At 36.1% G+C, this 13,431-nt stretch carries 13 protein-coding genes and 1 riboswitch; of the genes, 9 read left to right on the forward strand and 4 right to left on the reverse strand.

Going from position 1 to position 13,431, the window contains the following annotated elements; genetic code table 11:
• Positions 1-112: 112 nt before the first annotated feature.
• A riboswitch (TPP riboswitch) is annotated at positions 113-214 on the reverse strand.
• A gap of 150 nt (positions 215-364) precedes the next feature.
• From BU038_RS02935 to BU038_RS02950, 4 genes are all read left to right on the forward strand, one after another.
• Positions 365-682, forward strand: coding sequence for a hypothetical protein (locus tag BU038_RS02935; protein ID WP_107604728.1), 318 nt, complete (start codon positions 365-367; stop codon positions 680-682).
• A 179-nt stretch (positions 683-861) separates the two neighbouring features.
• A complete protein-coding gene (locus tag BU038_RS02940; protein WP_107604729.1) occupies positions 862-2,277 on the forward strand; it encodes a YfcC family protein in 1,416 nt (471 codons plus the stop codon).
• 40 nt (positions 2,278-2,317) lie between these two features.
• Positions 2,318-2,695: a YbgA family protein gene (locus BU038_RS02945; RefSeq protein WP_241963140.1), complete on the forward strand. Its 378-nt coding sequence runs from the start codon at positions 2,318-2,320 to the stop codon at positions 2,693-2,695.
• A 190-nt stretch (positions 2,696-2,885) separates the two neighbouring features.
• The gene (locus BU038_RS02950; RefSeq protein ID WP_107604731.1) at positions 2,886-3,749 is read left to right on the forward strand and encodes a phytoene/squalene synthase family protein; all 864 of its coding nucleotides are present in this window, start codon (positions 2,886-2,888) and stop codon (positions 3,747-3,749) included.
• Between the two features lie 76 nt (positions 3,750-3,825).
• Here the strand turns inward: BU038_RS02950 and BU038_RS02955 are convergent, their stop codons facing one another.
• A complete protein-coding gene (locus BU038_RS02955; RefSeq protein ID WP_107604732.1) occupies positions 3,826-4,251 on the reverse strand; it encodes a pyridoxamine 5'-phosphate oxidase family protein in 426 nt (141 codons plus the stop codon).
• Between the two features lie 127 nt (positions 4,252-4,378).
• On the opposite strand from BU038_RS02955, the gene BU038_RS02960 reads away from it, so the two are divergent.
• The 4 genes from BU038_RS02960 to BU038_RS02985 all read left to right on the forward strand — a co-directional run bounded on the left by BU038_RS02960 (position 4,379) and on the right by BU038_RS02985 (position 9,269).
• The gene (locus BU038_RS02960) at positions 4,379-5,554 is read left to right on the forward strand and encodes a glycerate kinase (protein ID WP_107604733.1); all 1,176 of its coding nucleotides are present in this window, start codon (positions 4,379-4,381) and stop codon (positions 5,552-5,554) included.
• Positions 5,555-6,188: 634 nt separating this feature from the next.
• Positions 6,189-7,622: a YhgE/Pip family protein gene (locus BU038_RS02975; protein ID WP_107604736.1), complete on the forward strand. Its 1,434-nt coding sequence runs from the start codon at positions 6,189-6,191 to the stop codon at positions 7,620-7,622.
• Between the two features lie 42 nt (positions 7,623-7,664).
• Positions 7,665-8,105, forward strand: coding sequence for a MarR family winged helix-turn-helix transcriptional regulator (locus tag BU038_RS02980; protein ID WP_107604737.1), 441 nt, complete (start codon positions 7,665-7,667; stop codon positions 8,103-8,105).
• A 162-nt stretch (positions 8,106-8,267) separates the two neighbouring features.
• Positions 8,268-9,269 (forward strand): NADP-dependent oxidoreductase, encoded by a 1,002-nt coding sequence (locus BU038_RS02985; protein ID WP_142402587.1) that lies wholly within the window; start codon positions 8,268-8,270, stop codon positions 9,267-9,269.
• 95 nt (positions 9,270-9,364) lie between these two features.
• Here BU038_RS02985 and BU038_RS02990 read toward each other — a convergent pair whose 3' ends face one another.
• Both BU038_RS02990 and BU038_RS02995 read right to left on the reverse strand, forming a co-directional pair.
• Positions 9,365-9,688, reverse strand: coding sequence for a CPBP family intramembrane glutamic endopeptidase (locus BU038_RS02990; RefSeq protein ID WP_107604739.1), 324 nt, complete (start codon positions 9,686-9,688; stop codon positions 9,365-9,367).
• Between the two features lie 33 nt (positions 9,689-9,721).
• Positions 9,722-10,213, reverse strand: coding sequence for a DUF4190 domain-containing protein (locus tag BU038_RS02995; protein WP_107604740.1), 492 nt, complete (start codon positions 10,211-10,213; stop codon positions 9,722-9,724).
• 311 nt (positions 10,214-10,524) lie between these two features.
• Between BU038_RS02995 and mqo the strand changes: the two genes are divergently transcribed.
• On the forward strand, positions 10,525-12,012 hold the full coding sequence (gene mqo / locus BU038_RS03000; RefSeq protein WP_107604741.1) for a malate dehydrogenase (quinone): 1,488 nt from the start codon (positions 10,525-10,527) through the stop codon (positions 12,010-12,012).
• Between the two features lie 305 nt (positions 12,013-12,317).
• Here mqo and BU038_RS03005 read toward each other — a convergent pair whose 3' ends face one another.
• Positions 12,318-12,746 carry a hydantoinase/oxoprolinase N-terminal domain-containing protein gene (locus BU038_RS03005; RefSeq protein WP_107604742.1) on the reverse strand — a complete coding sequence of 143 codons (429 nt, stop codon included), beginning with the start codon at positions 12,744-12,746 and terminating at the stop codon, positions 12,318-12,320.
• Between the last annotated feature and the right edge of the window lie 685 nt (positions 12,747-13,431).

Here is a 13,431-nt window from a genome sequence, read left to right on the forward strand (position 1 = left end):
AATCGCCCCTTTAGTTAAATTAAGACATAAAAAAACACACAACCGATCTAAAGCTGTGCGTATCAGAGCGAGCTGAAAGTATAGACGCAGACATTCTTTGCCATACTTTCATAGTTATGTACTCACACTTTCCTACGCTAGTTTCAGCTAGATCAGGTTCAAAGGGTCTGAAGCCATGCTTCATCTCAGTTATAAAACGCCCCTAGTGCATTTATATTTGTCATTAACCTTAATCTATCGACTTTCTAGAAGTAAGTCAAGGAAGGGCGATGAGAAAGGATTTAGTGAAAAATTAACAGTATACATGTTATGATAAACAAGAATACAAATAACAGGGTCTCCCTACAGAATTGGAGTGAGTTATATGTTCTGGTTAGGTATGTCATTCCCTTTATTAGCCATTATTTTCATTGTCTTCTCTGTGCGTGAAGAAAAGAAACGTAAATTGAAAAAACAAGAAAAAGAAGCTAGATGGGAAGCACAAAAACAACAAGAAGCCAAAGCTAAAGAAGAACAACAAGCGGCTAAAACTCAAGAAACTGAAAATCAACAACCACAAGATGTTAAAGCACTTGAACAACAACAAGAACATCGAGAAGTAACAGCTGAAGAAGAAGCACAACGTGTTGAAGCAAAAGCAGCCGCGAATGCGCCACATGAAGAAGATAAACCTTCTTCATAATTGAATCATGATGAATTGAAAGCTGACCGAAAGTATAACCGGTCAGCTTTTTCATTATGTTTCTATTTACTTCAAATACACAACTAAACTAAAATTTCTCCGACTAATGATTCGGAAATAGGCTATACTATATGAAATAAGAAAATTCAGATAATTAATAGTGGGGAAGAGGAATGTGTATGACAGAAAATACAAAGGAAAATTCAAAAGAATCATCTTCAAAGTTCCAATTAAAAACACCTCATACGTATGCATTGTTAATGATGATTATCGCCATTGCTTGCGTCTTGACGTATATTATTCCAGCAGGGGAATATAAACGCGTAGATAAAGGAGGACAAACTTTAGTAGTCCCAGGTTCATATCATAGTATTGAACAACATGGGGTGTCATTTTTAGATTTATTCCGTGCAGTACCTGAGGGTTTACTGACAGGGGGAGAAATTGTCTTTTATATCTTTTTAGTCGGCGGGGCTTTTGGTATTGTACATAGAACAGGCGCATTTGAAAATGGGATTAACCAAGCGATTAAAACATTAGGTTCTTCGCGTATCTTAATGATTCCATTAACCATGATTGTGTTCTCTATTTTAGGCTTTTCAATTGGTTTGGCAGAAGAAACCATTATCTTTGTGCCGATTGGTGTAATTATTGCGAGAACATTAGGTTATGATGCGATGACAGGAGCTGCGATGGTAATTTTAGGAGCCGCAAGTGGATTTATTGGGGGTATGTTGAATCCATTTACAGTCGGTGTTGCGCAAACTGTTGCGGAACTGCCAATGTTCTCAGGTTGGGGTTTGCGTTCAATCATCTATTTATTTATCCTAGCTGCAGCGATCAGTTCAGTAATGCTTTATGCTAGAAAGGTAAAGCGAAACCCAAAGAAAAGTGTCGTTTATGCTTTAGAACAAGAAGAAGGTCAAAGCCATAAAGCTATAGAATATGAACGCTTTACCAAACGCCAGGCTTTCGCATTAAGTATTATTGCGTTAACTATTGTGTTTAATGTCTATGGTATCTTCCGCTATGAATGGTCCTTTAACCAAATGAGCGCAAACTTTGTCTTAGCGGGTTTACTTGCAGGGTTTATCAGTGACTTAGGTATGAATGGTACCTTTGATGCTTTCATTGAAGGAATGAAAGACATTTTATTTGGCGCGATGATTGTGGGATTTGCGAAAGGGATTGTCGTTATTTTAGAACAAGGTAAAATCATTGATTCCATTATTCATGGGATGACGACATTACTTAATGATGTGCCGTCATCTATTGTGATTATTGTGATGTTCATCTTCCAATTTTTCCTTAACTTCTTTATTCCATCAGGCTCTGGACAAGCATTGACTACAATGCCTTTGATGGTGCCGATTTCAGACTTGCTGGATATTAATCGTCAACTGACTGTGCTTGCTTTCCAATATGGTGATTCAATCAGTAATGTGCTGTTTCCAACATCTGCGATTTTAATGGGCGCACTCGCAGTAGCGAAAATCTCTTATGTACAGTGGTTGAAGTTCGCTTGGAAATTGATTCTGCTTTGGGTTATTATTTGTGCGATTGCTATGTCTATCGCATTGTTAGTCGGGTATTAGGGAATACTAATTCTGTTCTAAGATAAAACATGAGGAGGAAGTGCCCTTGAATCAGCACGAGAAAGAGATATTATGGCGTGAATATAAGTATGAAGTCATGTGGCATAGCCAAGCACATTATAATCAAATCAGAGCAGTCATGAAAGATAATGTTGAAGGTGAAGTATTACAACGATTAATTGATGAAGCATTAGCCCTCCCTCCGTCTAAAGGCTCTGTCATCAATGCGTTTGATCATATGTGGGGCTATTTTAAAAAAGAAGCGGATGACGCTGAAAAAGCTCGACACCAAACCTTGAAAGCGGACTTTGAATCAGGGAAAACAACACCTGCTGATCTTTTATCATTTATCTATACACTTGCGACTAAATATCAAAGTAAGTATATATTGAATTCATCAATTTTGAAGAAAGCATGACAGAAAAATGATTGTGTTAAAAATTTTGAGGAAAACGGTAGGTTATTAAATGACTTTTATCTGATTTTCGCTTAACATGTAACACAAGTTTCAAATTAAATCAGATTTGGTTAACTGAATGTATTATTAAAATTTCAAATAGAGGGTAATTGACTCTAGTAGGAATAATGACAACAAGGTGTGAAATGTTATGGAACAATTAATAAATGATGATTATGAATACTGTAGAAAAATAATGGAAGAATACTCAAAGACTTTCTCTTATGCGTTTAATAGTCTGCCTGAACAAGAGCGTAAAGCCGTGTGGGCGATTTATGCAGTATGTCGTATGATAGATGATAGTATAGATGAATATGAAGATCCGAAACGCTTAGATGCGATTCGCGAAGATTTAGAACACATTTACGGTGGAGGTTCTGAAAATGTGAACTTTAATAGTAACGCGTCTGTGATGCGTGCGTTTCGTCATACATTACAATCTTATCCTGTTCCATTACATGCCTTTAAAACATTAATGGATTACGTGGAAAGTGATTTAACTATGACCGCATTAGAGACAGATGAAGAGTTAGATGCCTATTGCTATGGAGTGGCAGGTACGATTGGTGAATTACTGACGCCTGTACTTGCTTATGAACAATATTATGAGACAGCAGATAAAATTGGTATAGAACTTGGTAAAGCCCTACAAATCACAAATATTTTACGTGATGTCGGTGAAGACTTTGAAAACAACCGTATCTACTTAAGCGCAAATCGCTTAAAAGAATATAACGTTGATTTAAAAGCAGTATATGAAGATGGCGTGACGCAAAACTATATTGATTTATGGGAAAGTTACGCCAAAGATGCGGATGCTATGTATCACAATGCATTAAGTCATTTAGATTACTTCCACGAAGACGCACGTCCTATTATTGAAGTTGCGGCACAAGCGTATCGCGAAATTCTTGAAGTTGTACGTAAAAAACATTATTCACTTCATCAACGTGCATATGTCAGCCGCTTGAAAAAAGGACAAATTTACCGTCGTGTTATGAAATCATACAAATAACCTTAAATTGAAAAACTATAAATAAAACCAGCATGCGATGTTTCAAACAGGCATGCTGGTTTTATCATGTTTTCAATTAATCGAATTCTACATATTGCGGTCCATCTTCAGAATCGCTGTTCATTAATTTAATAGATCTTGGAATGGCTCTGATGACACATAGCTTAGGGTCTTCTTTAGATTCAAAGAATGATTTATCTTGTTCATCCCAAATCCAATCTAATACATCTGGATCTTCAGTTACTTCTAAATCTGCATAAATTTCTAAGAAGCTATGGTTTTTCGTATCGTCATAGCCTAATAAAATATGCGCAACAGGGTTTTGTTCGATTTCTTCAATTTTCATTGAGTCCGTGCTTGTTTTTGTATATAAATCAAATTCTTGGTCATAGAAAATCATATAGCGGCTATCCGGTTTATTATCATATGAAGTTGAAAGTACACCAATACGTGATGTTTTCATAATTTCTTTAATCTTTTTTAATACAACTTGTCTATCCATAGTATTCACCTCTCTTATTATTTACCCGCATGTATTATTGCTAAATGTTGTGTTAGGTATAACTCATGCTTTATGCGCTTTCTGAATGGCGCTATAATGAAGATAAAATAAGAAGGAGGCTTCATGGATGGTACGAAAAATTGTGATTGCACCAGATTCATTTAAAGAAACTTTAACAGCAGCTGAAGCGGCACAAGCCATTGAATTAGGACTGCAAGAAGTCTTGCCTGAAACAGTCATCTATGACAAAGTTCCCATGGCAGATGGCGGTGAAGGAACGATGCAATCGCTCCATGATGCCTTAGCCGGAACCATGAAATCTGTTAAAGCAACGGATGCATTAGGACGAATTATCGATGCACAATATTCTTATGTAGAACAAAGTAAAACAGCCATTATTGAACTCGCCGAAGCTTCTGGTTTAGAAACAATTGCACCCACAAAACGTAATCCGCTTGTGACTTCAACATATGGCACAGGCCAATTGATTTTAAGCGCGTTAAATCAAGGTGCACAAAAAATTATCCTCGGTATTGGCGGAAGCGCGACCAATGATGGCGGGACAGGTATGATGAAAGCACTTGGTGTAAAATTTCTTGATGATAAAGGTAACAACTTGCCTGAAGGCGGTGCAGCTTTAGCTGATTTAGCACAAATTAATATTTCTAATTTAGATGTACGATTAAAAGACATCACTTTTGAAGTGGTTTGTGATGTTGATAATCCTTTACTTGGACCTACTGGTGCGACACATACGTACGCTAAACAAAAGGGTGCTTCCCCAAAAGACATTGAACATCTTGAACAAGCTTTAACACACTATAATCAAGTGCTAACAAAGACATTTCAACACGATTATTCAAATGTACCAGGTGCAGGTGCTGCAGGTGGTACAGGTATTGCGTTAGTTGCCTTTCTAAATGCGAAACTCTCTCGAGGTATTGATATTGTTTTACATGAAACACAATTGAGCACACGTTTACAAGATGCTGACCTTTGTATTACAGGGGAAGGGAAAATCGATCAACAAACGATATACGGTAAAACACCGATTGGTGTTGCGAAAACAGCCAAACAATTCAACATCCCTGTCATTGCGTTATGTGGTGTGACTGGCGAAGGCTATGAAGCTGTTAAAGCACATGGAATTGATTACGTTTTCAGTGTGACAGTTTTAGATGACAGACCACCAAACAGCCATGCTTCAATTAGTAAAGAAGCAGCACTTGCATATCCATTTCGGTATTTAAAAGCACTCGCACAAGATGCGGCACATAGATTAGAATTAGGGAAGAACGTCTAAATAGTTAGGCGTTCTTTTCTATTTGAAGAACACAACTTCATTTTTAATATTTAATACTATAGCGTTCATTGCTTAGGATGTTTAAAACGTCCAACTATCCAAGCAATCAATGCTAGTAACAGTACACAAATAAAAAGAACAATATTGATATAACTTTTTATTATCTGATCAGGATTAAACAAGCTATTAAGTAACAATATTCCTGTCAATATGATTAATAGATATTGAACGATGACATAGCGTTTCTTCATATTCAATCAGCACCTCTCTTTATATAAATGATTAACTTTAAAATTAGAATAACATAAAAATGTTAAAATATTATTAATTGGTTTAAGTGAAAGTATGGTGAATCATTTGTCTTAATTGAATTGTTAATATGAAATCGATTTAAGTGAGCATCATGAAAGCTTGTATATTTAAGTCTGAAAAGAAAATGGAAAAAGTTGGCATTTTATTGTTGACAATCATCAACAATGGGTTTAATATTAGAAAACGTACACAGGGTGTACCTTTTAAAAATAACAAATCAATTTTGGAAAGTAAGGGCGTAAAAGCGTTGGGATATCAAGCTTTTGCGTTTTATAAAGTATCATAGTACACAGGGTGTACTATAAAGGAGAAGGAGTTACTTATGTTTAATGAGTTTAAATTTATAAAAAATAATAAGATGTTAATTGTTGCGTTGATTGCGATTGGTTTATTACCTCTAATTTATGTAGCGTTATTTGTCGGATCAATCTGGAATCCATATGATAAGACAGACCAATTAAAAATATCTATTGTCAATGAAGATAAAGCAGCCACACTTCAAGGTAAGACAATCAATATTGGGGATGAAGTCGTATCAAAATTAAAAGATAATAAAAAATTCGATTTCCAAGAAGTATCTAAAGACACAGCTAAGAAACAATTGAAAAATGGTAAAGCAATCGGAACAATTATTATTCCAGAAGATGCCTCTAAAAATGCGACGACATTATTAAATAAGCATCCAAAGAAAATTGAGTTAGAAACACAAGTGAACCCAGGTTCAAGTTACACAGGCAGTCAAGCAGCACAAAAGGCTATTGATACAGTCACAAAATCTATTCGTAATACCGTGCGTTCAGAATACTTAGATGAATTATTTGCGGCTAATAAGCAATCTAAACAAGGTTATACGGATACATCGAATGCTTTAGGTCAAATGTCACAAGCGGAAGGTCAATTAATTAATGGTAACCAACAAGTCACTGCAGGTTTAAAACAAATGGCGCCAATGGCAGGTGCACAAGGTGAACAATTAGTCCAAGGCAATGAACAAGTGACACAAGGTTTACAACAGCTTCAACAAAATAATGAACAACTTAAACAAAAGATTGATCAAGCAGTAGAAAAACAAACAAATGTCCATTTTGAAAATGAAAACGAAAAAGCTTTAAATGATATTGAGAAAGTGACAGAAAACAATATCACTAAAGCGGATTATTATGGTGAAACGGTCTTACCTTATATGGCAAGTGTAGGTTTATTTGTAGGTGCTGTATCTTTTGCGGCGATTTATCCTTTAACTAAAACATTACGCCAAGATGTTGCACCATGGAAACAATGGTTAGGGAAAGTATTCTTGTATGTCTTACAAGGGTCATTCAGTGCCATCATGTTAAGCCTATGGGTTAAATTCGGACTTGGTTTAGATATTGAAAACTTAGGTAAGTTCTTAACAGTCATGTTCTTATGGGCGATTGCGGCAATAGCACTGACATCTTTACTCGTACTATTATTAGACCGTGTCGGTTTATTCTTAGCGATGTTATTGCTAGTGCTCCAATTAAGTTCAAGTGAAGGAATGTTCCCGATTGAAATGTCAGCCGCATTCTTCCGTTTCATTCACCCGTTCTCACCAATGTCTTATGCGATTCAAGGCTTCCGTGAAGCTATCTTCACGAATGCGGGTCACTTTACTTTCGGTTTCGTAGGCGCAATTCTTTCTGGTATTGCGATAGGTGCGATGTTGATTCAATATCTAGTATTAATCTGGTTTAATAAACGTGGCAAACCGCTATTCCAAATGAAATTCAACTAATGATAAAATGTGGATGAAGCGTAATAAGTTGGAGGGACAATCATGAATGACGAAATGAAAGAAGCATTAATCAGATTTGATTTGAGTTTAATGAATATCAATAAATATATTTCAGACATGCTTCAAGAAACAGGGTTGAAACATATTATTTCACGTGAACAATTAGAAGCTTTAATTATGATACGTTCGCATCGCAGATTAACGATTAATGAACTTGCTGACTTACAAGATATCTTTAAAACAGCAGCTTCTAAACGTATTCATAAACTAGAAAAAATGGGACTAGTACAACAAGCAGCTTCAGATAATAAGCGTATTAAATTAATGGAAATGACTGATGAGGGTATTCAGTTTTTAGAAGAAGTCAAAGATAAAATGGCATGGATTGTCAGTGAAAGTTTAAAAGGACATTTCAGTATTGAAGAAATTGTTCAGTTTGTAGATAAACTTCAAGCAATTGAACAAACGCTGAAACAAAGGTAAATGAATGAGATAGAGTCAAGCACCGTTACACGTTGAGATGTGAAGCGGTGCTTTTATTTATGCTCTATGAATAGTCAATGTGGGGAGGCGGGTATAGAAGGATAACATTATTTCAATATAAACGTTATAAGTATGAAGGAGTTGGAAAGTATGTCAGATACAATGAAAGCGATGGCAGTACAAAAGTACGGGAAACAACCTGTTGAAATGATTGAATTACCTGTACCAGAGCCTGGTCCTGAAGAGGTCTTAGTGCGTGTGAAAGCTGCTAGTGTGAATCCGGTAGATTTTAAAACACGTGATGGTGATTTAAAGGCAGTGGTTAAACATAAGTTTCCGCTAGTACTCGGTAATGATTTAGCGGGCGTTGTTGAGAAAGTAGGGCAAGACGTTAAAAACTTTAAAGTCGGAGATAAGGTATACGGCCGACCTGGTAAAAATAATATCGGTACGTTTGCGCAGTATTTTGCGATTAACCAATATGATATTGCGCTGATGCCGAAGAACTTAGATTTTGTGGAAGCAGCGAGTATTCCTTTAGTCGGGTTAACGAGCTATCAAGCTTTTCACGAAATCATGCATCTTAAAGAAGGAGATAAAGTGTTGGTTGAAGCGGGCTCAGGCGGTATTGGCACCTTTGCGATTCAATTAGGTCGTGTCATGGGCTTGCATGTCGCAACGACTGTCAGTGAAAAAGGTGAGGCATTAGTTCGATCACTCGGCGCAGACGAGATTATTAACTATAAACAACAAAATTTCTGGGATGTCTTATCTAACTATGACGGTGTCTTTGATACGTTAGGCGGTAAGAACTTAGAAAAAGCCTTTACGATTTTAAAACCAGGCGGATCAATCGCGTCACTAGTTGGACCGCCGACTATGAAATTCGCAGATGCATGGCATTTAAATTTAGCAAAACGTGCAGGCATTTGGTATTTATCTCGTCAGGTGCGTAAACTTGCGAAAGCACATCATGTTTATTATGAATTCTTCTTAATGCATCCAAGTGATGCGCAGTTACGTACGATTACCAATCTAATTGAAGAAGGCGAAATCAAACCGGTGATTGATAAGGTCTATCCTTTCCATGACACACAACGCGCACTCGATTATTCAGAAGAAGGCCATGCGAAAGGTAAGATTGTGATTAAAGTAGAAGATTAATCATAGTAGAACACTATTAAAATAATAAAAGGAGCGCCGCAATAGGTGCTCCTTTTACGTACATATATAAAATCAATTGAATTAGACATAGTTAACTACATTAATAATAAACCGATAATAATCGCAATACTTGCGGTTCCATTATTTAAAGCATGGACCATGTAACTGTCCCAAAGATTGCGACGACGCTGATAAGCAAGATAGAAACAAGCGCCCATGCCCATATAAAGTAAGAAACCTACGATGTTGGTACTGGCATGGTTGATTGAAAAGATAGCTGAAGAAATCAGCATCGGCAACCAGAATGAGAATCTAGAGAAAATCGTTTCTTTGAAAATACCTCTGAAAGTGATTTCTTCTAAAAAGGGTCCGACAAAAGTCAGATGGAACACGAATAATGCTAATGCGATAACAATCATCGGATTCGTGAAGTCCTGTAAATGTTGAACTTGTTATAACAGTAACTCATCATTTTCTGAACCTTGTTCACCAAATACAACTGCCATTACCACTACACATAGTGCAGTCCAAATGCGTGTTGCGATGAAATAAAGAATATTCCATGCGATATCTACAAAGCCGAGGGGTTTTAAACTTTCATAACCCTTTTTACGGTAATACCAGACAAGCAGCCAGATGACGAGAGCTGACCAAATGATATAGCCAACAATAATACCTGTGAATGCGAGTGGATTACCGTGAGGCTTCATAGCGACAAAGCCGATTAAAAACATAGCAACGAGCGTTGGTGTCGTACATAGAAACATAAAAACAATCCATAAGATAATGTTGAGCCAACGTCTGCCTTTCGGACGTATGTTGTCGGGGTGCGATCGTTTTGAATTTTTACCTTTTGGTTCATGTGTTTCATCGGGTGTTATGTAATGTTCAGGGGCAGATGATTCATCGGTGTAGTAAATATAATCGTCATTTTGTTTAGACATGATGTGACTCCTCTCTTTATTTTAGAGTTCATAATTTCAGTCTATCATACGTTATTAAAAGACAGTGCATTATATCGTAAGTGATGTTATTTCATTCCTAATTGTTAAGTGCGTCATATTGCATGTTGACAGTGAGAATGAATATCACTTATCATAAAAGTGTAACAAGTTACGCTTATTCGTTTTAGGCAAATAATTCATAAACATAATGTTTTAGTTTTTGTTTGAGATAGTTTAAGATAAATAAGTAAATCTTTACGTCTTAAGTCATCAGATGACCGGACATTTAATTTGAGGAAGGTGGTTAAGAAATGAGTCAAGCAGAATCAAAAAACGTTATTTTGATTGGTGCAGGGGTATTAAGCACCACTTTTGGTTCATTTTTAAAAGAAATTCAACCTGACTGGAACATCAAGTTATTTGAACGCTTAGATGGTCCTGGGTTGGAAAGTTCTTATGATACAAGTAATGCTGGCACTGGGCATGCAGCATTATGTGAGTTGAACTATACGGTTGAACAGCCAGATGGTTCAATTGATGTGGAAAAAGCGAAAGAAATTAATGAGCAATTTGAGATTTCAAAACAGTTCTGGTCACATTTAGTGAAAACAAATGCGATTGAAAACCCACGTGAATTCATCACGCCATTACCACACATCAGTTTCGTTCAAGGTATTAAAAACGTTCAATTCTTGAAGAAACGTTATGAAGCGTTGAAAAATTTACCGATGTTCTCTGACATTGAGTATACTGAAGATCGTGACAAACTTGCGCAATGGATACCTTTAATGATGGAAGGCCGTTCTCCACACTTAGCGATTGCGGCAAGCAAAATCGATAAAGGGACTGACGTTAACTTCGGTGAGTTAACACGTAAATTAGCTTCAAACCTAGAAACACATGACAATGCAGAACTTTTCTATCGTCATGAAGTAGTTGGATTCCAACAACGTGCAGATAAGAAATGGGAAGTAGAAGTACGTAACTTAGATACTGACAATGTTGAAACACATGTAGCAGACTATATCTTTATCGGTGCTGGTGGTGCCGCAATCCCATTACTTCAAAAAACACGTATTGAAGAAAGTAAAAACTTAGGCGGTTTCCCAATCAGTGGTGCGTTCTTAGTATGTAATAAACCGGAAATCGTACAACAACACGATGCGAAAGTTTACGGTAAAGAGCCGCCAGGCACACCACCAATGACGGTACCACATTTAGACCGTCGTTATGTACGTGGAAAAGAAAGTCTATTATTCGGACCATTCGCAGCAATTGGACCTAAATTCTTGAAACACGGTTCAAACTTAGACTTATTCCGTTCATTGAATCGTGATAACTTATTAACAATGGCAGCAGCTGGTGTTAAAAACTTATCACTTGTTAAATATTCAATCCAACAAATGTTGATGAAAAAAGAAGACCGTATGAAAGAATTACGTCGTTTCGTACCAGATGCGAAAGACGAAGATTGGGATTTACACATTGCTGGTAAACGTGTTCAAGTGATTAAAGATACACAAGAACATGGTCGCGGCTTTATCCAATTCGGTACAGAAGTCGTTCACTCTAAAGACCACACTGTAGTCGCAATGTTAGGTGAATCACCAGGAGCTTCAACTTCAGTATCTGTTGCGTTAGAAATCATTGAACAAAACTTCCCTGACTACCTAGAACAATGGTCAGGCAAATTAAAAGAAATGATTCCTTCTTATGGAGAATCATTAATTGATGATACGAAGTTATTAAACAAAGTACGTAAAGCATCAGCGGATACTTTGAAATTAAATGAAAAATAAGTAATCAACTTAATTCAGCAGTACTTCCTTGTAGTAGGGGAGTGCTGCTTTTTTTATTCAATCATTGATTTCGTATAAGTAGAAAAAGACAGTCATGTCAGACTGAGGTTTGTCTGATGTAAGAAAGAGGGATGTCTAAAAATGCTGATATTATAGGGGATAGGGAGTATACGATTATAGTAAAAAAACACAAGAAAACCATGATTCACGAGTGAAATGAATCATGGTTTTCTTACCCTATCCATACATTTCAATTGATTAATACTCTAATAGAGTAAAGTCAATGAGCATACTGAATTGCTTTTTTATGTGTTTATTGGATTATGTGTTCGTTGATCATAATCTTCAGTGGAATAGGTGACAGAGAAATCGGGATGGTATTTTTTAATATAGTAAGCCATTGCACGTTCGTGATCATTGTTTTGACAGCTATGCAAGAGTGAGATAACAATTGCTTGTACACCTTCTACTTTAAAGTCTTGTAAAATATTTTCTACTTCATCAAAATCAAGGCCGCTAATGATTTCACCTTTTTGATTCATACGTTCTGACACTTCTCTTCTTAAGTGTTGTGCTACAGAAGAAATGGGCTGTTTGTTTTCTGTGTTAAGTAATTCGCATGCATCTTCGTTCGTGAGTTCTGAGACATCTAGACATCCTTGGGTGGTAATTAAACCTATTTTGACACCTTGCTTTTCTGTTGAAACCTCATCAATATCATTGGCTGTGTGCATGATGATATTCTCCTTTCAATTTTGAAGTTAAAATATTTAGGTGTTGCATCACTAAACATTGTAATACTAAATATGCATAAATGTAACTATGATGCAGTTACAATGTGAGTGTAATTCGGTTATATATTACCACAATATATGATATTCTCAATTTGAATTCTGAATATTACAATTTCTTTAAAAGTGTGAATGCTTGAAGTGATGGTATTTTAGAAGGGGCAAATGGATTATATTAGAGTTTGATTACAATTGGAAAACGCTGTCAAACGAAAAATTTTTGAAAATTTTTTCGGATTTCGCTGTAACCGTTGGTATTTAAGTGACGAACGCGGATAAAAAAATCTCTAAAATGGGCGAGAAAGTGGCTTTTTTGCCGACTTAAATTTGCGTAAAAATATCATTGTGTTAAGCTAAGAAACATCTTTGCTAAAAAGTTAAAAGCAATTTTTTGCAAGGGATAAAGGATTTCAGGTTAATATTTTGATTAACTCAAATGTTCTTAATCTAAAAAGTAGGGTATATGAAAATATCTTAGTTAAAAAAGCGGCATAAATACTATTTGATACAACGTTACATAAACAAAGGCATTTGCTTACGAAACTTGGGAGAATTGTTTTAGCTGCTTTTTTAAATAGATTAAGTACTTCATTAGGGGTAAGTATGTGGGGACATACTTTTAGAAGTT

Origin of the sequence: Staphylococcus simulans, from assembly GCF_003043455.1 — a bacterium.
Classification (GTDB): domain Bacteria; phylum Bacillota; class Bacilli; order Staphylococcales; family Staphylococcaceae; genus Staphylococcus; species Staphylococcus simulans_A.